We start from the raw sequence: 21,646 nt of genomic DNA, 5'->3' as shown, positions 1-21,646 counted from the left end.
AATCGCCCTCTTTCCTAAGAACACCGCCGCGCCAACACTAAGGCTTTGAACAGAAAAAGAAGCCGGGCGGATCCTTCTCGATCCCGCTCGGCTTCTGGCTATATTGGCCTCAAGCAGATTGCATCGCCTTATTTAGTTTCAACCTTCACGGCGTAGTCCTGCTTATCTGAGCCCTCGATATAGGCTTCGGTTTGGGTGGTCATCAGCTTCTTTACCCGCTCCGATGCCTGATCCAGCAGGTGTTCCTTCTTTGCCTGCTTCTCGGCTTCCTTTTCTTGAGTCTCAAGGAATTCGGTGAGGTCGTCTACCTTGAGCTGATTGAGAGGGTTGAAGCTTTGGTCATACACCACCACGGAGGAAGGCTCGATTTCACTCGAAAGGATCTGCACCTTAGGAGTTTTGACCGTGATGGTTTGATCAGCGTCGTTAATATCAACCTCAACCTTGTCAAAATCTTTCAGCCCCGCCTTCACCGTGCCGTCATAGGCTACGAGGAAGTTCTTCCCGGTCAGCGGGATGCGAATGCCAAGCGCCTTGAGCCCATCTTCTTCAAAGCGCCCGACATTCGAGTAGGTATATTGCTCAACAGCTAATTCGGAAATATCTTCAAGCTGCCCGCCAATACCCGTTGAGGTGATGGTGCGGGCGGGGTCGCCAATAACGCCAGCTTTGGTTAACCCAATAAATCCAGCGACCGCCACCACGGCACCAACGAGCAGGGCAATAACAACTTTCACAGCATTTTTCATCGCATATCCATTTCAAGAGGAAGTATAAACAAGAGACAATATATCATCGCTTGTCGACGATCCCCTGCCCATCATCAGCAATGCTGCTAAATCGTTATCTTTAGGGGTGGAACATATCCACCAAGGCTCTGGACTGCTTGCGCAACGCAAGGGCAGTATCCATATCCACCTCCACAAAACGCGTCTTGGTACCTGCCGCAGCCCTGGCCACTACATCCATATCACTGCTAATCACGGTGCCCACCATGGCGTAGCCGCCACCAGATACGGCATCGCGGTGCAATAAAATTGGCTGGGTACCACCGGGGATTTGGATAGACCCCACCGCATAACCGGCATCGACGATATTAGAGGGGTCGCTACCGGCGCCGAATTTGGGTTCGCGCTCATCCCACATCACGCCAGGACCTTCATAACGCAACCCCATTCGGTCGGCGGTAGGCGTGAGTGTCCATTCGGACTCGACGAGGTTTCGCCACCCCTGTTCGGTGAGGTAGTGATCATACAAGCCCCGAAGAATTCGAATCTCTTGCTCTTTAGAAAAGGTAGGGCGCAATTTTTCTGCCAGATACATCAGCTTCGGCAAATCCTTTTGTGGCGCACCAATAGGGATTACATCACCTGCTTCAAGCCTGCGACCACCGATACCGCCCAGACGCCCAAGCACATAGGTGGACCGAGAGCCAAGCACCTCTGGCACATCGATGCCACCACGAAACGCGAGGTAGAAGCGAATACCTTCGTCCAGATCGCCGAAGCTAATCTCATCATCGGGGCGCAGGTGCAGGCGATGCCACATCGGTTGCCTGCGCCCATTGATCTTGACCTCTACCGGCGCGCCGGTAATAGCGAGTTCGGTGTAATCATCTACCACCAGCGTTGGACCTGTGTAGGTGCATTCCAGCACCGCCGCATCGCGGTGATTGCCTACGAGCGCATTGGCAATCTGTGCGGAAAGTTGATCGGCGGAGCCTGATTGAGGAATACCCAGGTGGTAGTAGCCAGTGCGACCCTGGTCTTGGACGGTGGTGCTCAGGCCTGGTTCAAGCACATTAATCTGCATATAACACTCCAATCAGACGCTCATTGAGCTTGTGGCGATCTGCCAAGGCTTCGCTGATATCGAAGCTGACGTCCTTCATGCGGTAGGTGTAGGTACCGGCGTCCACGTCCTGCTGGATTCGGCGATACTCCTCTTCCTCTACAGGTTTGAATTTCACGATGTCGCCCGGGCGGAACAAGATCATGAAGTTTTCAAAATCGGGTAGGTGCTGCTCTGGGTCATAAATGGGCGCAGCGGCAATACCGAACATCTGATATCCGCCTGCGCCTCGAACGGAGTAGATGCAGGCAAAGCAGCCTCCGTGACCAACCGTAAGCGCAGGCGTATCGGTGCGCGGGCTTAGATACTTCGGCACTTCGAGCTGCTCATCGCGATCAACGAGCTGAAACATGAAAGGCAACCCAGCCACAAAGCCAACCATGGTCACCAACCAAGGGGATTCATGGTGGGCCCGAATGAAGGCCTCGGCATTATCGAGGTCATTAATGGCGGCGGCATAGTCGAGGTCTGTGCCGGAGGGATCTTGGTGGTATCCCTCGCGAAAGCGCGCCACAACCTCAGAGGTGTAAGGATCGGAGTACCACACCGGCACCTCAATAATGCGGGTGTGCACACGCCCGCCTTCATCGGCGGCCTCGCGCTCAAATTCCCGGATTCGCCGTTCCAGCGTAAAGGGGTGCATGAGCTCCGGATCGATCCGAAGCAGCAGAGATGCGTTGGCGGGACAGATATCGATCACGCCTTCTAATTGCCCTGCTTGTCGTGCCTCGGCCACCTTCCTGGCAATCGCGGTGACGCGGAAATTTGCCGCCAGGGACATTTCATCGCTGACTTCCACGAAGACGAATTCATCGCCACCAAAGGTGATGCGAGCCTCGCCCAAAGATTCCATGGTGATGTTATGTGGATCGCTCATTCGCACTCCCGATACGCATCGAGTTCCTCGCGGCAGCGCTGCGCAATCTGCACTGAGTGCCCGCCATCGGAGTGGACGCACACGCTGCTAAAACGAACGGGCACGGCGGTGCCATCCTCGGCGGTGATCGTGCAGTCTGCGAGGGCTTGGTTCAGGCGCTGCGCTACTTGTTCAGGAGTTTTTTCTTCTGGTTGCGGGCGGATCAGCAAATTGCCTTCATTGTCGTAGTCCAGATCGACATAGAGCTCCGGTACAAAGGCCACTCCTTCGGCTTCGCACACCTGCTCGTGGGCGGTACCGGCAAGGCCGAAGAACGGCACCTTGAAAATCTTGCACACTCCAGCGGCTGCCTCCATGAGCTTGGCATCGCGGGCGAGCATGCCATAGAGCGCACCGTGTGGCTTGATATGGTGCAGTGGCATATCGGCAGCATCTAAAAAACCCTTGAGCGCACCGGTTTGATAGGTGATCAAACGGCGTACATCGGCAGGATCAAGGTTCATGGCGCGGCGTCCAAAACCAGCAAGATCTGGCAGACCGGGATGGGCGCCCACTGCTACTGCGTGCTCTTGAGCCAAGCGCACAGTACGTTCCATTTCCGCCGGGTCGCCAGCGTGAAAGCCGCAGGCGACATTGGCTACGTCGATAAGCTGCATTAAAGCAGCATCGTTACCGAAGTTATGGCGGCCGATCCCCTCACCTAGGTCGGCATTCAGCGTTAACAACTCGCGTTCACCTCTTCATGTGTGATGGTTACAGCATTAGCGCTGCATAGTGTCTGGCACCACACATTTTGACTGGCGCTTCTACTCTGAAGCCATATACATTAAGGACAACTTTAGGAATCTTTTTATCCGCACTGTCTAAATTTTTATAGGAACGATGATGGATAGCTCTGCCATTAGCTTGCAGTGGCTGCTTGGCCAGCAACAGCTCAACCTGCAACTTCACTGCAACACCGAGCAGGAAATCCACGTAGTCCAACCCACAGAGCTGCTCAACCCCACACCCTTCCTGCAGCCCAACGCCCTCGTCCTCCTCGTGGGTCTAGCCTTTGAGCACCACCCCGAACGCTTTGATGCTTACGTTCAAGACCTTGCCAAGTATCACGTCAGCGCCATCGGCTTTGGCACCGGCTTAGTGTTTGAGCAGGTGCCAGCACCACTGATTCAGGCAGCTCAACGTGAAGGAATCGGAGTATTCGAAGTCCCACGGGACACACCGTTTGTGTTGATTAGCAGCGTGATCGAGCGGGAATTCCGCCACCGCGCTAGCAGCCAACAACGGGCGCTCTACGCCTCTCAAACCGCACTCCAAAACGCCGCGATGCAAGAAGGCCTCCAAGGCGTGATGCTCAAACTGGCCCAGAGCCTGAATTTGGCCGCGGTACTTCGCGATAGTGACCAGCGCATCCTTGCGCAGGCCGACCCGAAGGGCGTGCGCACTGCCGCTGGCCCCATGCGCGTGGTGCAGCATCGCCTGACCCCAATCGGCGATCGCGTGATTGAGCTGGCCACTTACCGCGAGACTGCCCTGGATAGTTTTGACCGGGCGATGATTAAGCAGGCGTGTCGCCTATGTGATCTCCTCTTGCAGCGTCCCGAACAATTAAGAGCTGCGCGCAGCATGCTCAATGAGCTGGCGTTGAAGGTGCTGCTCGGCCAGCCCACAGACCCGAGCTCTTTGGATGCCATCTTCAACCGCATCGCCGATGGTTCTGGGCGCGTGCGGCCGGTGTTGATTCACTCCAATGACCCCCAGCAGATCGCGAAGGCACTGAGCGCTGTGGATGAGGAATTGCGGCTAGTGGAACGCGAATTATGCACCGTGAATTTTGGCAAAGATGCCGCACTGCTGCTGTTTCGTGGCAATCGCAGCGCAAAGAATATCCTCACGCTGTTTCGTGAGCACGCCCAAAAACTTCGTATCGGCATCGATGTCGAGCAACCATGGTCGGAAATTACCAAAGAATCGCTCTACCACCTGCTTACCTCGGTGCGGGCCTTAAAGCTGGGTGAGCACTTCAGCGCCCAAACCAATCGGATGTTGTGGACCCAAGACCCAGCCGTGCGCGCAGCCTTGGATTTTAGAGCCCAAGAAACCATCGAGCGGCTCAAGGTATATGACCAGAACAACCGCACCGAGCTCTACCGCACCCTGGCGGTGTATCTCCAACAAGGCAATTCCATTGCCCGCGCCGCAGAGGTGCTCGGCATTCACCGCCATACCGTGCGTACCCGCGTGGGCTTAGCAGCGCAGGTGTGTGAGGCCGATCTTTCAGATCCCGTCAGTTGCGCAGAATTGCTCCTGCTGGTGATTAGCCGGCAGGAGCATTAGGAATACTGCGTAGATATAGCTCTTAGCTATTGACACGGATAGTGGCAGCTTGATCAGGGGTGACCCCGGCGATCGCGCTTGCAGCTTGGATGCCACTGAGGCGATGGAATTCCAGCGGCGCTGGCACTCCTGCTGCCTGGTGTGCGGCTTCTAGCCCCACGGCTTTGCCGCTGGTGCTTGGGGCCTTCTTGTGCGAAGACGAGGTCCTTGCAATGGCAAATTGGATCACTCGGGCTACTGCTCCGGGGTGTTGGACCTGCGCCCAAGCCAGGCCACGGCCGATGAATTTACGCCCTACCCGATCGGCGACGTTGCGCTTGCTCATTACTGGTTCTCCTTGATGTATTCGAGCGTCTGCTCAACGATCTCTGTTACTTCTTGTTCTGCTGCATCGCGGTCACGTTGTACCAGGCCGATGCGGGTACGACGATCCAAGACGTCATCTGCATTCAGTGCACCCTCATGGGTTACTGCAAAGGCCACTTCTGCGCGGGTGATATCCAGACCGGCGACCTTATCCATGGGGCGCTCGATGGGTGCTGTGGCTACTACCTGTGGGGATTCATAGCCATAGCGCTGCACCATGGTGTTTGGCAGGCCTGCCAAATCGGCACCATTGACCCTCAAGCTGCCTGGGTGGGTGGGAGCACCCACGTAGGGAAGGTTGGTGGTGCGGCAGGAGCCGGCACGCATGCCCTTGCGCTTGAGCACCTCGTCGATGGCTTCTTCGGCCATGAGGCGGAACTCGGTGTACTTGCCGCCCACAATGGAGATCAGACCATTGGAGGCCTCGATGGTGCTGTGGCGACGCGAAAGGTCCGCGGTGGAGCCACCGGCACCGGTATCGATCAGCGGGCGCAGACCAGTAAATGCACCGATCACATCGCTGCGCTGCAGCTTGGTGCCAAGGCCGTGGTTGATGGCCTCGAGGATGAAGTCGATATCTTCTTCCGGAGTGTCTGGGACATCGGGAATTGGGCCTGGGGTGTCTTCGTCGGTCAGCCCGATAAAGACGCGGCCATATTGCTGCGGCACCAAGAACACATAGCGCGAGATGGAACCTGGCAGTGGCACGGTGAGGGCACCGGTGGGATTACCCAGGGTTGCTGCGTCCACCACGAGGTGCGTACCGCGCGATGGGCGCACGCGGATATCTTCATCCACGGTGCCTGCCCATACACCGGTTGCATTGATCACGGCCTTGGCGCGCACCCGGAGATCACGCCCGCCGATGGCATCGTGGAATTCCACGGCCGTGCCTTCGGCATGGGTGACCTCGGTGTAGTTGAGGATCCTTGCGCCCTCGCCTGCTGCGGTGCGGGCAACGGCGGCAACGATGCGGGCATCATCAACCATTTGGCCGTCGTAGTTGACCCACGATCCGCGCAGATTATCTTGCAGCGCGGTGGGGCACATCTGCAGCGTTTCTTTCTTATTGGCATAACGAGAACGCGGCAGGATCTTCGAGCTGGTTCCGGCTGCGATGCGCAACATATCGCCTGCAATAAATCCCAGGCGCATGGCTACCTTTTGCACCAGGTTGGTGTCGCTGGCAAGCAGGGCTACCTGCGGGAGTGCGCGGATCAAGTGAGGGGCGTTGTGTTCCATCAGCAAGCCGCGCTCTTTGGCGGAGTGCATGGCAATGCCTACCTCAAGTTTGGTCAGGTAGCGCAGGCCGCCGTGCGCCAGCTTGGAGGACCACCGCGAGGTGCCGAAGCCGAAGTCGCGGCGTTCAAGCAGCACGGTGTTTAATCCGCGGGAGGTGGCGTCGAGGGCAATACCCACGCCGGTGATGCCACCACCGATGACGATGAGGTCGATATCATCGGGATCGCTGGCGAGGTAGTCCAGGTCAGCTTCCCGGCGCACGGCGTTGAGTGCGGTGTTCATGGCAGTAGATACCCTTCTAGCATGACTTGTAGTTCTTGATCCCAGGTGCTGCCTGAGCGTTGGGCTCGCAGTACGGGGTCGAAAATTCTGGCGCTGATGGCAAAGTGCTGCAGCACCGAACAGCACATGGTGGCTGCGGCGTGGGGGTCACGGTGGCAGATGGTGTGCGGGGCGTTGCGTTGGATCTGGGCGATCTTTCGCTCAAGCGCACCGATGATGCGCACCTGTGATTCTCCGAGGCGTCGAAAAAAGTAGGTGCCAAGCAGCTCCGGTTGCTCTTCGACGATTGCCTTGACCACTTCATTGCTTGCCACCGCGCGGGCGGCATCCATGAGTGCTTCGACGAAACCGCTGCCTGTATCAGGCAGGCGTTTACCTTCGGCAACGACGGTGAGCAGCTCATGGGTTAAAAGCTTGCTGATGAGCGCGTCTTTTCCACTAAAACGCGCATAGAGCGTGGGGCGCGAAATCTTTGCTCCCCGAGCAACCGAAGACATGGTGGTGCGACGAATGCCCATCTGCACCACTTGGGTGCGTGCGGCGCGCATGATCGCCTCGTCTACATCGGTGCTCATGCCTTAATTGTGGCCGTTAGGGAGGCGGGGGTGTCAAGGAATTGCGCTTTACATCATTGATGCAGACGCAGAAAATATCCCTCTTTGCGCTGGCAGGAGGCGCTGGAGAAATTTTTCTGCAACTTTACACACCCCGCTTTTTGGCCCCCTTTTCAACTCCTACCCCCTTCCCGAGCTTTTGGGGCGCTTGTAGCTTGAAGGTATGAACGCATTGCCACTCCCTCCCATGTCATTTTCCATTTGGGGCTCGGAGCAAGAAGCCAAGCCCCTGAGCAAAAGCCTGCAATCGCTCGTGGGCAAAGTGGTAGGAAATACCACTCCCCGCCCCGCCCCTGCGCTTGCTGAAGTCAAGATCAGCGAATGCGCCCTCGATGCGGCACAGCTCGAAGCACTCGAAGCAATCTGTGGGGCCGGATATGTCTCCACCGAACGCGAGCAGCGCATCCCCCGAGCACGCGGCAAGTCCTACTTTGACCTGCTGGATTGGCGCGTGGACCAGGTCATCGATGTTCCCGATGCCGTGGTGGCGCCAAAAAGCAATGAGCAGGTGCTGGAACTGCTGCAGTGGGCGTCGAAAAGCTCTGTGGCCGTTGTCCCCTTCGGCGGCGGCACCTCGGTGGTTGGCGGTGTTTCCCCGCTGCGTGGCCGCTTCAACGCGGTGATCAGCCTGGATCTGACCCGCTTCGATGCCATCGAAGATGTGGATTCCATCAGCGGCGAGGCCACCTTGGGCGCCGGCATGTCCGGCCCGCAGGCAGAAATCGCCTTGGCTGAGCACGGCCTGCAACTTGGCCACTTCCCCCAATCCTTCCCCTACGCCACCATCGGCGGCTTTGCCGCAACCCGTTCCTCTGGCCAGAACTCCGCAGGCTATGGGCGTTTTGATGAGATGGTCGCTTCCATGGAAGTGGTCACCCCTCAGGGCATCATGACGGTGGGCGACGCAGCTCCCGCTTCCGCTGCAGGCCCAGACCTCAAGGAGCTGTTCATGGGCTCCGAGGGCACCTTCGGCATCATCACCAAGGTGCGCCTGAAGGTTCACCCCATCCCTGAGGCCAAGGCCTATGAGGCATTCGTCTTCCCCGACTTTGCAAGCGGTGTGGCCGCAGTTCGCGCCGTTGAACAGCACAAGACCGGCCCGACGGTGATCAGGCTTTCCGACGAGATCGAATCGGCAACCAACCTCACCTCCACCGATGCCATTGGCGAGCAAGACACCGCAGCACCGCATGGCTGCCTGTGCCTAACCATGTACGAAGGCACCCGCGAGCACGTTGCCTCCCGCCACGAAGAAACCCGCAACCTCCTGCTGGAAATGGGTGCCACCTCCTTGGGCGAGGCCCCTGTGCGCAAGTGGGAGAAGGGTCGCTTTGGCGCCCCAGTGCTTCGCGACGCCCTCCTGGATGCAGGCGTGCTGTGCGAAACCTTCGAAACTGCCACCACCTGGTCTAATGTGCCGAATCTGAAAAAGGCGATTACCGCCGCTGTAACCGAGGCCTTGGGCGAAGGGAACTCGGTGGCACTGGTGCTCTGCCACGTCTCTCACGTGTACGCCAATGGCTGCTCTTTGTACTTCACCATCTTGGGCGCCCAGGACGAGGCCCCCATCGAGCAGTGGCGCCACGCAAAGCTTTCTATTCTTCGTGCCATTACTGAGCACAACGGAACCATTACCCACCACCACGCCGTGGGCACCGATCACGCAGACTTCATGCAGCAGGAAGTAGGCCAGCTTGGTCTGGGCATCCTGCGGGCTGTGAAGGATCACCTTGACCCACAGGGCGTGCTCAACCCAGGAAAGCTCCTGCCATGAACGACATCAAGATTGCCAAGCGCGAGATCAACAAGATTGCGCTGTTGACCAACCCTGCTGCCGGTAAAGGCCTGGCCAAGCACAAAAGCAACCGCGCCGAGGCACGTTTTCACCAGCTCGGCGTGGATGTGATCAGCATTGCTGGCTCAAGCCCCGAGAATTCTGCAGAGCTAGCCAAAGAGGCACTCGATTCTGGCGTTGATGCACTCGTGGTCTGCGGCGGCGATGGGCTGATTAACTTAGCCCTGCAAGCCCAGGCCAATACCGATACCCCCTTGGGCATCATTCCCGCCGGCACGGGCAACGACCACGCCCGCGAGTACGGCATTCCGCTCGATCCCGAGCGCGCCGCCGAAGTGGTGGTTGATGGCGTGAGTGTGCGCACCGATCTAGGCAAGATGCGCACCGATGATGGTCACGAGCGCTATTTCGGCACCTGCGTTACCCAGGGCTTCGACTCGATTGTGACCGAGCGTGCCAACACCATTTCTTGGCCCAAGGGCTCTGCACGCTACGTGGCAGCCATCGTGTTGGAGTTTTTGCACTTCCACTCCATTCCCTGCCGGATCTTCCTCGACGATGAACTCGTGGTGGATGAGCCCATTACCCTAGCGGCGGTGGGCAATACCCGCTCCTATGGTGGCGGTATGCAGATCTGCCCGGATGCTCGCCACAATGATGGCCTGCTTGATCTCACGGTGCTTGGCCGCATGAATCGCTACAACGTGGCCAGGAAGTTCCCCAAGATCTACACCGGCAATATCCGTGGCGAGGAAGGCTTGAGCCAGTACCGCGCCAAGAAGATCCGCATTGAGATGCCCGATATGCCCGTCTATGCCGATGGCGACCGCTTTGATGTGCTGCCCATCGAATACACGGTAGAAGAACACGCAGGGCTCTATCTGATCCCGAGGCCATAGCGCTTCCAAGCCCAATAGAAAGCGGCTGCACCTTGAAGGTGCAGCCGCTTTCTTGGTGAGCAGACTAGGAATTCACCAGCTCGCTGGTATCTGCATCAGCAGCACCAGGGGCCGTATCATCTGCTTCCTCTTGGTTCTGACGGCGTTTGACCACGAATACCGAGATAGCCAGGCAGACGATGGTCAGCACCACCAGCAGGAGGGCCGCGCCGAAGTAGGAGCTATCAATATCGCCTTCCACACCTGCGATAAAGAGCTGGCGGGCATAGGTCATGGGGTGGATATCGTGCAGGAGGCGCAGCGGTTTCGGCGTGAGCTGGATTGGCCACACACCACCGAAGCTAAACACGCCGTAGGCGAAGAATCCCAGCGCCAGGGTGCCTCCGATCAAGCGGCCAAAGGCAATGCGAAGCATCTGGAAGAAGGCGGTGGCATTGGTGGCCAAAATGATCACGCAGATTGCAAAGGCCGCGCGGTGCAGCACCGAGAAACCGAGCTGAGCGCCCGCCCACACCAGCAAGAACAGCAGCACAGTGTTAATGGCCGCGGTGATGGCGAAACCACCGAGTACTTGTCCGAGCGGATTGCGACGCTGCTTGTAGCCCAAGATGTGCGGTGCCAACATGCTCACCAGCACCATGAACAGGAAGCCGAAGACGAGGATCAAGATGAAGGTCACGCCACCGGAGAGTTGCTTGGAGGTGGGGTCGTTGAGATCTTCAAGGGTTTGCACCGGGTGCTGATAATCCTGGGAGTAGGCAACTGGCATGGCCAATTGACGCGAAGAAGCAGGAATATCGGTGATCTGCGGTGCTTGGGCTGAGCCTTCTACCAGGCCGGTGCGCAATTGGGTCGTGCCATCTTTGAGCTGGCGCACGCCGTCGTCAAGCTGATAGGTGCCGTCGAGCATCTGGCCCATGCCCTCGTCGAGTTCGACGGTGCCTGCGGCAAGCTGCGAGGTGCCATCTTTGAGTTGGAGCATGCCACCGAGGTATTCAGCAGAGGGGCTGTTGAGCTGGCGGCTCATCTCGGCGGTGCCGTCTTTGAGCATTTGTAGCTGGTTGGCAACGCCTTGGGGGCTGGAATTGCTCAAGGTATCCACGATGCCCTGGAGGCGATCAGCTTCCTGGTTGAGCTGCAATTGGCGCAGCACCTGGATCATGGGGCGGATCTGATCGGCCGCGGCACCTGCTTGACGGGCAAGGGGGATCAGTTGATCGGTTAATTGGCCAACACCTGCATCGATTTGGGCGGCGCCGTCGCCGAGTTGGCGGGTGCCGTCGAGAAGCTGGCTTACGCCATCATCGACCTGGCCTGCGCCATCGCGTACCTGCTCGGTGCCATCTTTGAGCTGGTGTGCACCATCAATGCCTTGTTCGGTGCCGTCTTTGAGCATGCCGGCGCCATCATCGAGCTGCACGGCGCCATCGGCTGCCTCTTTCAAACCGGCACCAAGCTGGTTCATGCCGTCGAGAATTTCTTGGCCATAGCCTTCGGTAATACCGGACTGGATACCTGCCTGGATGCCTGGGATCAAACCGGAGGTCAGCAGCGGGGTGTTGGTGCCATAGTGATCGTTATAAGAGATGATCACATCTGCCTGGCTGGGCTTTTCATCGATCACCGTGGCGATGTTGCGCGAGAAATCCTGGGGGATGGAAATGGTGGCGATATATTCGCCATCGCGCATGCCCTTGCCGGCTTGATCGGTAGAGACGGCCTCAACGTTGAGGTAGCTGGTATCGAGCAGACCTTTTTCAATGTCCTTGCCAAAATTGACCTTCTGGCCATCTTGGGTCACGCCTTTATCCTCGTTGACCACGGCAATTTTGACTTCGTCGAGGTAGTGGGAGGGATCCCACATCGACCACATCCAGGCCGCGGCCACCAACAGCGGTGCCACCAGCACCATCACCACGGCGGAGCGGATCGCGATGCGACGCTTACGTGAATACAGCGGGGGTTTGCTTCGGGAGGAAAACATAGGGTTCGACCTTCACAGCTCAAGTAGACCCGATAAGAGGGCTTGACAACCTGGAGCTTTTCGACGCACCAGCGCACTCGCTCACACCGAATGCCGCGCCACTTGCCCAGATTCTTAAGTACAGAACACGCCCATAGCGTATTGACCCTAAAGCCTCTGGCCTAGGGCTAGTTATCTGGGCAATAGTGTTCACAAAACCCAGGGTATTGTTCACCGCCATGTGGGATAAGGGGTGCTTTACACCAAAGGTATAGAGGGGATAAAAAAGCAGTGTTATTTTGGGTTTATTGCTGCATTTTGCACGCTCAACCGCCGGCTTATCCCCTACCCCCATTTCCCCCTCACACCTTTACACATTCCGGGGGCACCAAGTGGGTTTTTGTTTGGGTTTTCGCTGATTTCCACCCCCGGAATATGCTAGGGGCGGCCCCGTTGTGCGCTCAGCGTGGTGTACTCAGTGCGGTGTGCGGGGGTTAGACAATCCCGAACCTGCTGGAGCATCGGCTGGATCATGACCCAACTCCACCTGCTGGTTACGATCATTAACAAACACCACCTTGGGTGCGTACTGCTCTAGTTCCTCGGAATTGAAGATCCCGTAACCGATGATGATGACGAGGTCACCGGGGCTAATCAATCGGGCGGCTGCGCCATTGATGCTAATAATCCCAGAACCACGCTCGCCGCTAATCGCGTAGGTGCTCAGCCTATTGCCATTATCAATATCAACGATGTCGATCTTTTCGCCTTCGAGAATGTCGGCGGCGTCCATGAGGTCTGCGTCAATGGTGCAGGATCCCACATAGTGCAGATCTGCCTGGGTGACGGTAGCCCGGTGAATTTTCGATTTCAGCATGGTGCGTAACACGAAGCTGAACATTAGCGTCCCAGTTAAGCTCAAAAGAAATTGGCAGCATAACAGCTATGTTTGCGTGCCCTTCAACTACGCCTATTCGGGCGTCGAGCCTTCGGGCAAAAGAAAAGACCCCGCACCAGGCGGGGTCTTAAGCTCTTTTAAAGCAACGAAGCTTTTACTTCTCGTTCTTCTTGAAGGGGAAGCCGAGCTCGCGCAGCAGGGCGCGGCCTTCTTCGTTGTTGGTGGCGGTGGTCACCACGGTGATGTCCATACCGCGGGGACGATCCACCTTGTCTACGTCAATTTCGTAGAACATGGTCTGCTCGGTCAGGCCGAAGGTGTAGTTGCCGTGGCCGTCGAACTGCTGATCAGACAGACCGCGGAAGTCGCGAATACGCGGCAGTGCCACGGTGAGCAGACGGTCGAGGAATTCCCACATGCGGTCGCCACGCAGGGTGACGCGAGCACCGATGGGCATGCCTTCACGCAGCTTGAAGTTCGCGATGGACTTCTTGGCGCGACGCAGCTCGGGCTTCTGACCGGTGATGAGGGTGAGATCCTCAAGAGCGCCGTTGATGAGCTTGGAGTCGCGGGCAGCGTCGCCCACACCCATGTTCACAACAACCTTGGTAATACCGGGGATCTGCATGACGTTCTCGTAGGAGAATTCGTCGTTGAGCTTGGTGCGGATCTCTTCGCGGTAGCGGGTCTTAAGACGGGGAGTGTAGTTCTCGCTCATGGTTAGATGTCCTTCCCGGTACGACGCGAGATACGGACCTTCTTGCCGTTCTCATCGAAGCGGTAGCCCACGCGGGTGGGGGTGCCCTCGGCGTCGAGGAGCATCACGTTGGAAACGTGGATCTTCGACTCTTGGGTCACGATGCCGCCGGACTCAGCACCACGCTCGGGTGCGGAGTTAGCAACGTGCTTCTTGATGCGCTTCACGCCCTCAACGAGAACCTTGTCCTCCTTGGGGAACGCCTGGATAACCTTGCCCTTGGCGCCCTTGTCGGGGCCAGAGATCACGAGGACCATATCGCCTTTACGGATTTTCATCCTTAGATCACCTCCGGTGCGAGCGAAACGATCTTCATGAACTTCTTATCGCGAAGCTCACGAGCCACGGGGCCGAAGATACGGGTGCCGCGGGGCTCATTGTCGTTCTTGATGATCACGGCAGCGTTCTCGTCGAAACGAATGTAGGAGCCGTCCGGACGACGGGTTTCCTTCTTCGCACGAACGATTACGGCCTTAACAACCTCGCCGGCCTTGACGTTGCCGCCGGGGGTTGCTTCCTTCACGGTAGCGACAATGGTGTCGCCGATACCAGCGAAGCGTCGGGTGGAGCCACCGAGTACGCGGATGCACAGAATTTCACGTGCACCAGTGTTATCGGCAACCCGCAGACGCGATTCTTGCTGAATCACTATGGGTCTCCTTGACCTGGATACATGCGCGGCAGATTTCCGTCCTGACGCGCGCGGTCTCGCTTGCATTTGCTCTGCAATCCCACCGAAGTGACGACGGACCTTTAAGGCCGAAGGGTCTCGCATTCACCGCTCGGAAACGCACGGCTAAGCGACCTATTACAGGCAACCCGAGCATTATGCCACGCCCCGCCCTACACAGCCAAATTGCAGGTGCTCCCCTAACGCGCATCTTTTAACGCAGCAATACAGCGCACAGAATACAGTGCACAGCAGCACAACGCACAGCACACATGCAGCTCAGGCCACGCAGTAGACCACCCCGCAGACCAAGCAGACCAAGCAGACCAAACAGCCTATTTACCCCCCCGGCACCGTAGCTAACGATCGCAGTTTGCCAATTTAAGAACGTTGAGCTCTGGTCACTGCCCCATGACTAACGGGGCTGACCTTGCCAAGAGACCACGGCACAGACAACGGGTAAATGGATGAAGTACCAGCGATAAGCGCATCCCGATTCAGCCGCGCAATTGCTCCCCGATCCACCGCAGGAAGCACATCGAGCTGCCGGGCCATCGACGGAACACCGCTGGGCTGCCGGACCGCGACCACCTGGGAACTCTTCAGCGCGGGCAGCGAGCGCTGGGTGTCGGCTTTGAGCTCATCGTCCAGATCCTCGGGTTGCAGGCCCAGTCTTGGGGATCTCCAATCATCGTTGCCGCGTCGGACTGCCGGCGCAGGCGCTGGGATGTCTGACGGGCAGCGTCGGCATCCCTATCGATTCCAATGGTGGACTGAGGGAGGTAGCGGGGGATTTGGGTCGCGGCGATACCCAGGTCGGGTGCCAGCTCGACGACGCGGGCGTGGCCGAGGTTCGCGCGGGTGAGCATCCAGTCGCTTAGAGCGCGGCCGCCGGGGCGGAGGACTTTCTTGCCCATGCTGGCAAGTAGCCAGTGGCCGGCCAGGATGGATTCGTCGCGCTGCTGGGGTGAGCTGTGGTGAGGCTCGGCGGATTTTTTGACATGGTGCGTCCTTGATCGAAAGAGTAACTAAGGTTAGCCTGCTTCTAGATAGGGTGCCCTTAGAATTGCAGCGTATCGATACTTTACGGGTTGTGCGTAACGGTCGGTTTGGTATTGTGGCGGCATGAATACTTCGTCCTCCGGGCGCTTGGGTGTGGTTGCCGGCGTTAAGCAGAAATTGTCGAAACTGTCGGGCGCGCTGTCGGAAGCGACGTACTTGCCGATGGTCGGTTTGATGCGGATGGGCTACCGACGTTTTATGGCCATCCCGGATGCTCCGTTGCGGATGCACACCTTTGAAGCCACGGTGGTGGGGGTGAAGTCGATCGCCCCGCAACTGCGCCGGGTGGTGCTGCGGGCACCACAGTTTGCGGATTTCCAGCCGTCGGCGCCGGATGAGTATGTGGCACTGATTCTGCCGCAGCCAGGCAGGGACTTGGTGCTGCCGGAGGAGGATGTCAAGAATATCCGCTCTGCGGTAGGGCAGCTGCCTGAGGAGCAGCGACCGGATCTGCGCTGGTACACAATCCGCGCTTATGACAATGCGGCGCAGACGGTCACTATTGACCTGGTGGTACACGGGGCTGAAGGCGACCACGACGAAAACGAGATGGGCCCCGGCGCACGTTGGGCCCTGCAGGCCACCGAGGGGCAGACCATCGGCATCCACACGATGACCAGCAACTACCAGTACACCGACGGCACGCAGTTGCTGGTGGCAGATGCGGCATCTCACCCGGCGCTATTGAACATTCTGGAAAGCTTGACCGACGAGCATCTGGCCCGCACTCACGTTGTTGTCGTGGGCAGCACCGACGAACAATTCGAACCAACTCCGCTGCAAATCTCCAGCGACAGCCGTAGCAGTACCTTCGACGGCCACCCGCTGGCCAGTTACCACCGTTTGACGCTACCGCAGGATCAGCAGGCGGCCATGTGCCTGGATGCTCTCGATCGCATTGCGAGCCAGCACGGCACGCCGAAGCTCACTTATGCCTGGGTGTGCGCCGAGGCCTCCATCGTCAAAGCCGTCCGCCGCCACCTAGTCAGCGAGTGGGACGTGGCAAAAAACCTCATCCTGTTCAGCGGCTACTGGCGGGTCGGCAAAGCGCGCGGCTAGGCGCCCCTTGTGGGTCCCGCTCTTTACGATGGGGACATAAGCACCAATACTTCTGACACCCAGAACCTGCGAGCCGACGCCCAGCGCATTTTGATCCAACTGACCGGGCACTGGGATGCGGATTTTCGCTCCGGGCAGTTTGAGGCGATTGAGTAGCCGGTTGCTTACCGTCGCCGCGGGCTAGTCCTCAATGCACCGGCTGCAGACTTGCACCAAGCACTCGCCTTTGCCCGCCGAGATCAGCTAATTATCACTGGGATTTATGGCCATATGGGCTGCAAGGTTTCCGCGGTGGACGCGTTCATGAAAGAGATCCAGGCGTTTGTCATCACGGACGGGATTGCAGATTTCACGGCCCAGGATCACTAGGAAACAATCGATTGGGTGGCCGGGCGGTGCGGACGGAGTCTCGACGCGGCCAGCGCGCTAGAACAATTGGGGGCCTCTAGCCGTGTCCTTGGAAGCGCGCACGTTGCGATACCAAGTTTCGGCCACCACGGGCGGCTACCTACTGCCAGATTGAGGGATAGGCTAGCCTTACCTTATGGCTTTGAAGCACTCTGAGGATTTAGAACACCGCGGCCACTGTCTTGTCACCGGCGCCAAGGGCGGTATTGGGCAGGCCACCTGCGATGTACTGCTTGAGCACGGCTATAGCGTGTCGCGGTGGGATCTACCAGAAGTAGATGTGAGCGACCCGGAATCTATTGACCACCACCTCCAAGCACTGCCAGCACCTGTGGATTACCTCATCCACACCGCCGGAGTGCTACGCCCAGATAGCGCCTTACAACCCGATTGGGACGCGATCCGGCAAAGCGTAGCCATCAACCTCGAAGGCGTGATCGCCACATGTTCTCCGATTGCCCAACAAATGGCCGCACGCAAACGAGGTGCCATCGTAGTGGTGACCTCCAATGCCGCAGCGGTACCGAGAAGCGGCATGGCCGCCTATGGAGCATCAAAGGCTGCCGCAAAAAGCTGGGTCCACACCCTTGGCCTTGAGCTCGCCCCCTATGGGGTCCGCTGCAATACCGTCTCCCCCGGCTCCACCGACACCCCAATGCTTCGCGGCATGTGGCATGAGCCCAGCGATACCGAAACCCAGCTCAAGCAGCGCCACCAGGAGGTGATTGCAGGCAACCCGGAGGCCTATCGCCTAGGCATTCCGCTGCAGCGAGTCGCCACCCCGGAAGACATCGCACAGGCATGTCTTTGGCTCATCAGCCCGCAATCTCGGCACATTACCATGCATGACCTGCGAGTAGACGGCGGGGCTACCCTAGACGCTTAGGTTAGGCTATCTTGAGTTACGCCGATGAGGCATGTCGGACAACCCCCCCCCTGAACACGACCCAGAAAGATTCGAGTAGAACACCATGCCCATTCCCGCGATTGCTCCCTACCCCTTGAGCTCAAGCGAGCCGCTGGCATTGTTGAGCACCCCCAATACCGCCGAGCAATGGACCGTCGACCTCAACCGCTGCGCACTGCTCGTCCACGACATGCAGAACTACTTCATTGAGGCATACGACCGGAACCAAGCCCCTATGGCAACCGTGCTGCCAAATATCCAAGCACTCATCTCGGCTGCCGACGATGCGGAAGTTCCGGTGTTTTACTCCGTGCAGCCACCCGAGCAAAAGACTGCTCGCCGCGGGCTTCTTAGCGATTTCTGGGGCAAAGGCATGCAAACTACCCAGGATGCTCAAGTCGTGGAAGAACTCACCCCACTGCCGCACCACCACCTGCTTACGAAGTGGCGCTATAGCGCTTTTGAGCGCACCGATCTGCGCCAAGCACTCGCATTTGAAGGCCGCGATCAACTCATCATCACCGGCGTCTATGGCCACATGGGCTGCCAAGTCAGCGCCGTCGATGCGTTTATGAACGACATCCAGCCCTTCCTCGTGGCAGACGGCATTGCAGATTTCTCTGCAGAAGATCACCAGCGCACCCTCAATTGGGTAGCAGCTCGCTGCGGCAAGGTGGTTGCGGCAAACGAAGCGCTCAACGCCCTGAAAGCACGCACCCACGAGGTGCGCCTGTGAACCATAGCCACAGCACTGCCCAGCATCCCTCGGCCATCTTTAGCTCTGCCACGGAGACGCTTCAAGCAACTGGCATCGCTCAAACATTTTCCAGCGTGAGCGCGGCCGCCCAAGCCTTGCACACTCAGGCCGTGCCGATCATCGTGGGCGCTTTGCCCTTCCACGAAGCAGATCCAGTGTGCTTGTTTAGCCCCAAGCGCCATAGCATTCACCAACAGGCACTCACGCTTTCAAGCCCTGCTCTTGCGCCATCAGAACACGATGCTGCGGTATCAATCAGCTTTAATCACAACAGCGGGGAGCACCATGGGCGAGTCGCGCGCATGGTGGAGCAACTCAAACAAGGCATTGCACAAAAAGTGGTGCTTTCACGCCAGATGCGTGTGGATATCACCTCTGGTGAATACGCAGACCTTGTTGCCGATCCCCTGTGGTTGCTGGGGCGTTTCCTTCAAGGCAGCGCCACAGGCGATGGACACCTGCTACGCCTTGATGCCGCTGGCAAGCGATATCAAGGTGCCTATTTTGTAGGCAGCAGCCCTGAGCTACTCATTGCAAAACGCGGGCGCTATATCGAATCCTTCCCCTTGGCTGGCACGATCGCTAGAAGTGCTGATCCGGTGCAGGATCAGGCTCGGGCAACTGAACTGCAGCTTTCGGCCAAAGATCTTCACGAACATGCCTTTGTTACACACGACATCGCTGAAACTCTTGGGCCATTATGTACCCGCCTAGATATTCCAGCGCGCCCATCGATTAGTGCTACCAGCCATACCTGGCACCTTGGCACCAAAATCACCGGCGAATTGCGCGATGATGCGATCAGCAGCCTGGAACTTGCAGCATTGCTGCACCCCACGCCCGCAGTTTCTGGCTACCCGCAGCCCGAAGCGCGCCACATTTTAAGCGAGGAAGAACCCGAACGCGGCTTTTATGCTGGCGCGGTGGGTTGGTCCGATGCCCAAGGCAATGGCCAATGGCGAGTGGGGATTCGAAGTGCGACGATGCTGCCACCAACGATGGATCCTGCAAGCAACGCCTCAGAACACCTTCGCATTCTTGCCAGTGCTGGCGGAGGCATCGTGCAGCATTCCGATCCAGCAGCAGAGGTGCAAGAAACACAAAGCAAATTCGGCCCCCTTATCCAGGCGCTGAGCCTAAGCCCCAGCCTTATTAGGGCCGCCGAATACGAATTGGAGCTGCAACGATGACGCACCACACCACTTACCCCCAAGCCATTCCCACGGTGGCGATGCCTGCTCCAGGCAGCTTGTATCCGGCCAGTGTCGAACAAGCCTATCGCCAGGCAGGCTATTGGACGGATGAAACATTTGCCGAGTTCCTCGACGATGCGGCTTCGCGCTTTGGCACCCAAGAGGCAGTGGTGGCCAACCGCCTTGATGGCCAACAAATCCGCCTGAGCTATCAGGAGCTCAACCGCGCCGCAGCACAACGAGCGAAGCAGTTGCTCAACGTAGGGATTCGCCCTGGGGATCGGGTGATCGTGCAATTGCCCAATGTGTTGGAATACCTCATTGAGGTATTCGCGCTGTGGCGCATGGCGGCGGTGCCGGTGTTCGCACTTCCTGCCCACCGAAGAAGCGAGATCGAACATTTCATTCGCTCAGCCGGTGCACGAGGGCTGAGCACCTGCCAACAACACGCAGGCTTTTCGCACCAAGCCTTAGCAGCCGAGCTGCAACGCGACTATCCGGACTTAATTGTGCTGCTCCACGGCGAAGATGCAGGCGGTGCAACCCAGCCACCTTCGCCCACTGCATCTGCTGGGCTCGAGTCCGTGGATCTGCCAGCCTCTCATGCGCTTGCCATGTTGCAGGTATCCGGTGGCACCACCGGTGTGCCAAAGCTGATTCCTAGAAGCCACGCAGACTACCTCTATTCCGTGCGCAGGTCGGCCGAGATTTGCAAGCTCAACACCGCCACACGGTTTCTGGTGGCATTACCTGCAAGCCACAACTTCACTATGTCTTCGCCCGGCATCTTAGGTGTGCTTTATGCCGGCGGCACGGTGGTGTTTTGCGCTGATCCATCGCCAAGCACGGTGGGTGCACTGATTGAAGCTGAAGCCATCACCATGACTGCGGCTGTGCCACCGCTAGCGATGGCGTGGATGAATATCCTTCCGGCCTTGGGCTTTGATCTTTCCAGCCTGGAGGTGCTGCAGGTAGGTGGTGCAAAATTTACCCCGCAGGCAGCAAGCCGTGTGGCTGAGACCTTGCAGTGCCAATTGCAGCAGGTATTTGGCATGGCAGAAGGCTTGGTTAATTACACCCGCTTGGATGATCCGCACGAGGTATGCATCCACACCCAAGGCCGCCCAATGAGCCCTGCCGATGAAGTCCTGGTGGTTGATGATCACGGCCAGGAGGTTCCTGCTGGGCAGCGAGGGCATCTGCTTACTCGCGGCCCCTACACCATCCGCGGCTATTTGGGCGGGGTGGATGCCGGAAGCTTTAACGAGGAGGGTTTTTATCGCACCGGCGATATCGTCCGCCGCCGCGAGGATGGTTACCTGGTAGTAGAGGGCAGAGATAAAGATCAGATCCATCGCGGGGGCGAAAAGATCTCCGCTGAGGAAATTGAAGATCACCTCCTTGCCCACAGCCTGGTCAAAGACGCCGCCTTAGTGGCTATCCCGGATGCCTATTTGGGTGAAAGAAGCTGCGCCTTCGTCTTAGTTGCCGAGGATATTGCCGGCGATAGCAGCCAGCACCGCAGCAATGCCGAGGCATTAAGAGCACACCTAAAAGCCCGTGGCTTAGCGGCGTATAAGATCCCCGACGATTTTCGCTTCGTGCGCCAATTCCCCGTCACTGGCGTGGGAAAGATTAGCCGTAAGCAACTCCGCCGAGCGCTTGCCGACACCCTCGATGCCCAGCGCTCAAACACAAGCGTTTGAGCC

Annotated in this window: 22 protein-coding genes; 9 read left to right on the top strand and 13 right to left on the bottom strand. The window is 58.2% G+C overall.

Going from position 1 to position 21,646, the window contains the following annotated elements; all coding sequences use genetic code 11:
• Positions 1 to 128: 128 nt before the first annotated feature.
• The 4 genes from IEU99_RS05130 to pxpA all read right to left on the bottom strand — a co-directional run bounded on the left by IEU99_RS05130 (position 129) and on the right by pxpA (position 3,453).
• The gene (locus tag IEU99_RS05130; protein WP_128890467.1) at positions 129 to 749 is read right to left on the bottom strand and encodes a DUF4230 domain-containing protein; all 621 of its coding nucleotides are present in this window, start codon (positions 747 to 749) and stop codon (positions 129 to 131) included.
• Between the two features lie 100 nt (positions 750 to 849).
• On the bottom strand, positions 850 to 1,812 hold the full coding sequence (locus tag IEU99_RS05125; protein WP_128890468.1) for a 5-oxoprolinase subunit C family protein: 963 nt from the start codon (positions 1,810 to 1,812) through the stop codon (positions 850 to 852).
• A complete protein-coding gene (locus tag IEU99_RS05120) occupies positions 1,802 to 2,728 on the bottom strand; it encodes a 5-oxoprolinase subunit B family protein (RefSeq protein WP_128890469.1) in 927 nt (308 codons plus the stop codon). The genes IEU99_RS05125 and IEU99_RS05120 overlap by 11 nt, the downstream gene beginning before the upstream one ends.
• Positions 2,725 to 3,453: a 5-oxoprolinase subunit PxpA gene (gene pxpA, locus IEU99_RS05115; protein WP_128890470.1), complete on the bottom strand. Its 729-nt coding sequence runs from the start codon at positions 3,451 to 3,453 to the stop codon at positions 2,725 to 2,727. The genes IEU99_RS05120 and pxpA overlap by 4 nt, the downstream gene beginning before the upstream one ends.
• Before the next feature lie 157 nt (positions 3,454 to 3,610).
• On the opposite strand from pxpA, the gene IEU99_RS05110 reads away from it, so the two are divergent.
• Positions 3,611 to 5,065 carry a PucR family transcriptional regulator gene (locus IEU99_RS05110; RefSeq protein WP_128890471.1) on the top strand — a complete coding sequence of 485 codons (1,455 nt, stop codon included), beginning with the start codon at positions 3,611 to 3,613 and terminating at the stop codon, positions 5,063 to 5,065.
• Between the two features lie 22 nt (positions 5,066 to 5,087).
• Here the strand turns inward: IEU99_RS05110 and IEU99_RS05105 are convergent, their stop codons facing one another.
• Genes IEU99_RS05105 through IEU99_RS05095 form a run of 3 tightly spaced genes read right to left on the bottom strand, consistent with a single transcriptional unit; the run spans position 5,088 to position 7,530 of the window.
• A complete protein-coding gene (locus tag IEU99_RS05105) occupies positions 5,088 to 5,390 on the bottom strand; it encodes a hypothetical protein (RefSeq protein WP_128890472.1) in 303 nt (100 codons plus the stop codon).
• On the bottom strand, positions 5,390 to 6,955 hold the full coding sequence (locus tag IEU99_RS05100) for a glycerol-3-phosphate dehydrogenase/oxidase (protein WP_128890473.1): 1,566 nt from the start codon (positions 6,953 to 6,955) through the stop codon (positions 5,390 to 5,392). Before IEU99_RS05100 ends, IEU99_RS05105 begins: the two co-directional genes overlap by 1 nt.
• Entirely contained in the window at positions 6,952 to 7,530 is a 579-nt protein-coding gene (locus IEU99_RS05095) for a TetR/AcrR family transcriptional regulator (protein WP_128890474.1), read from the bottom strand. Before IEU99_RS05095 ends, IEU99_RS05100 begins: the two co-directional genes overlap by 4 nt.
• A 226-nt stretch (positions 7,531 to 7,756) precedes the next feature.
• Here IEU99_RS05095 and IEU99_RS05090 point away from each other — a divergent pair, with 226 nt between their 5' ends.
• Together IEU99_RS05090 and IEU99_RS05085 are read left to right on the top strand one after the other, a co-directional pair.
• Positions 7,757 to 9,343 carry an FAD-binding oxidoreductase gene (locus IEU99_RS05090; RefSeq protein ID WP_128890475.1) on the top strand — a complete coding sequence of 529 codons (1,587 nt, stop codon included), beginning with the start codon at positions 7,757 to 7,759 and terminating at the stop codon, positions 9,341 to 9,343.
• On the top strand, positions 9,340 to 10,263 hold the full coding sequence (locus tag IEU99_RS05085) for a diacylglycerol kinase (RefSeq protein ID WP_128890476.1): 924 nt from the start codon (positions 9,340 to 9,342) through the stop codon (positions 10,261 to 10,263). The genes IEU99_RS05090 and IEU99_RS05085 overlap by 4 nt, the downstream gene beginning before the upstream one ends.
• Positions 10,264 to 10,327: 64 nt before the next feature.
• Here IEU99_RS05085 and IEU99_RS05080 read toward each other — a convergent pair whose 3' ends face one another.
• The 6 genes from IEU99_RS05080 to IEU99_RS05055 form a co-directional block, all read right to left on the bottom strand.
• Entirely contained in the window at positions 10,328 to 12,247 is a 1,920-nt protein-coding gene (locus IEU99_RS05080; RefSeq protein ID WP_128890477.1) for a YhgE/Pip domain-containing protein, read from the bottom strand.
• A 454-nt stretch (positions 12,248 to 12,701) separates the two neighbouring features.
• A complete protein-coding gene (gene panD / locus IEU99_RS05075; protein WP_128890478.1) occupies positions 12,702 to 13,115 on the bottom strand; it encodes an aspartate 1-decarboxylase in 414 nt (137 codons plus the stop codon).
• A gap of 163 nt (positions 13,116 to 13,278) precedes the next feature.
• On the bottom strand, positions 13,279 to 13,842 hold the full coding sequence (gene rplE, locus IEU99_RS05070; protein WP_123960890.1) for a 50S ribosomal protein L5: 564 nt from the start codon (positions 13,840 to 13,842) through the stop codon (positions 13,279 to 13,281).
• Between the two features lie 2 nt (positions 13,843 to 13,844).
• Positions 13,845 to 14,159: a 50S ribosomal protein L24 gene (gene rplX, locus IEU99_RS05065; RefSeq protein WP_123960892.1), complete on the bottom strand. Its 315-nt coding sequence runs from the start codon at positions 14,157 to 14,159 to the stop codon at positions 13,845 to 13,847.
• Positions 14,160 to 14,161: 2 nt separating this feature from the next.
• Entirely contained in the window at positions 14,162 to 14,530 is a 369-nt protein-coding gene (gene rplN / locus IEU99_RS05060) for a 50S ribosomal protein L14 (protein ID WP_123960894.1), read from the bottom strand.
• Between the two features lie 623 nt (positions 14,531 to 15,153).
• A complete protein-coding gene (locus IEU99_RS05055) occupies positions 15,154 to 15,468 on the bottom strand; it encodes a hypothetical protein (protein ID WP_128890479.1) in 315 nt (104 codons plus the stop codon).
• Positions 15,469 to 15,676: 208 nt separating this feature from the next.
• Between IEU99_RS05055 and IEU99_RS05050 the strand changes: the two genes are divergently transcribed.
• The 6 genes from IEU99_RS05050 to IEU99_RS05025 all read left to right on the top strand — a co-directional run bounded on the left by IEU99_RS05050 (position 15,677) and on the right by IEU99_RS05025 (position 21,643).
• The gene (locus tag IEU99_RS05050) at positions 15,677 to 16,672 is read left to right on the top strand and encodes a siderophore-interacting protein (protein WP_128890480.1); all 996 of its coding nucleotides are present in this window, start codon (positions 15,677 to 15,679) and stop codon (positions 16,670 to 16,672) included.
• 207 nt (positions 16,673 to 16,879) lie between these two features.
• Positions 16,880 to 17,041 (top strand): isochorismatase family protein, encoded by a 162-nt coding sequence (locus IEU99_RS05045; protein ID WP_128890481.1) that lies wholly within the window; start codon positions 16,880 to 16,882, stop codon positions 17,039 to 17,041.
• 175 nt (positions 17,042 to 17,216) lie between these two features.
• Positions 17,217 to 17,966 carry an SDR family oxidoreductase gene (locus IEU99_RS05040; protein ID WP_128890482.1) on the top strand — a complete coding sequence of 250 codons (750 nt, stop codon included), beginning with the start codon at positions 17,217 to 17,219 and terminating at the stop codon, positions 17,964 to 17,966.
• An 85-nt stretch (positions 17,967 to 18,051) separates the two neighbouring features.
• Positions 18,052 to 18,723, top strand: coding sequence for an isochorismatase family protein (locus tag IEU99_RS05035; RefSeq protein ID WP_128890483.1), 672 nt, complete (start codon positions 18,052 to 18,054; stop codon positions 18,721 to 18,723).
• Positions 18,720 to 19,934 (top strand): isochorismate synthase, encoded by a 1,215-nt coding sequence (locus IEU99_RS05030; RefSeq protein ID WP_128890484.1) that lies wholly within the window; start codon positions 18,720 to 18,722, stop codon positions 19,932 to 19,934. Before IEU99_RS05035 ends, IEU99_RS05030 begins: the two co-directional genes overlap by 4 nt.
• Before the next feature lie 41 nt (positions 19,935 to 19,975).
• On the top strand, positions 19,976 to 21,643 hold the full coding sequence (locus IEU99_RS05025) for a (2,3-dihydroxybenzoyl)adenylate synthase (RefSeq protein WP_128890875.1): 1,668 nt from the start codon (positions 19,976 to 19,978) through the stop codon (positions 21,641 to 21,643).
• Positions 21,644 to 21,646: the final 3 nt, after the last annotated feature.

The organism is Corynebacterium pelargi, assembly GCF_014635485.1.
GTDB lineage: Bacteria > Actinomycetota > Actinomycetes > Mycobacteriales > Mycobacteriaceae > Corynebacterium > Corynebacterium pelargi.
This window is presented reverse-complemented; position numbering and strand designations above follow the sequence as displayed.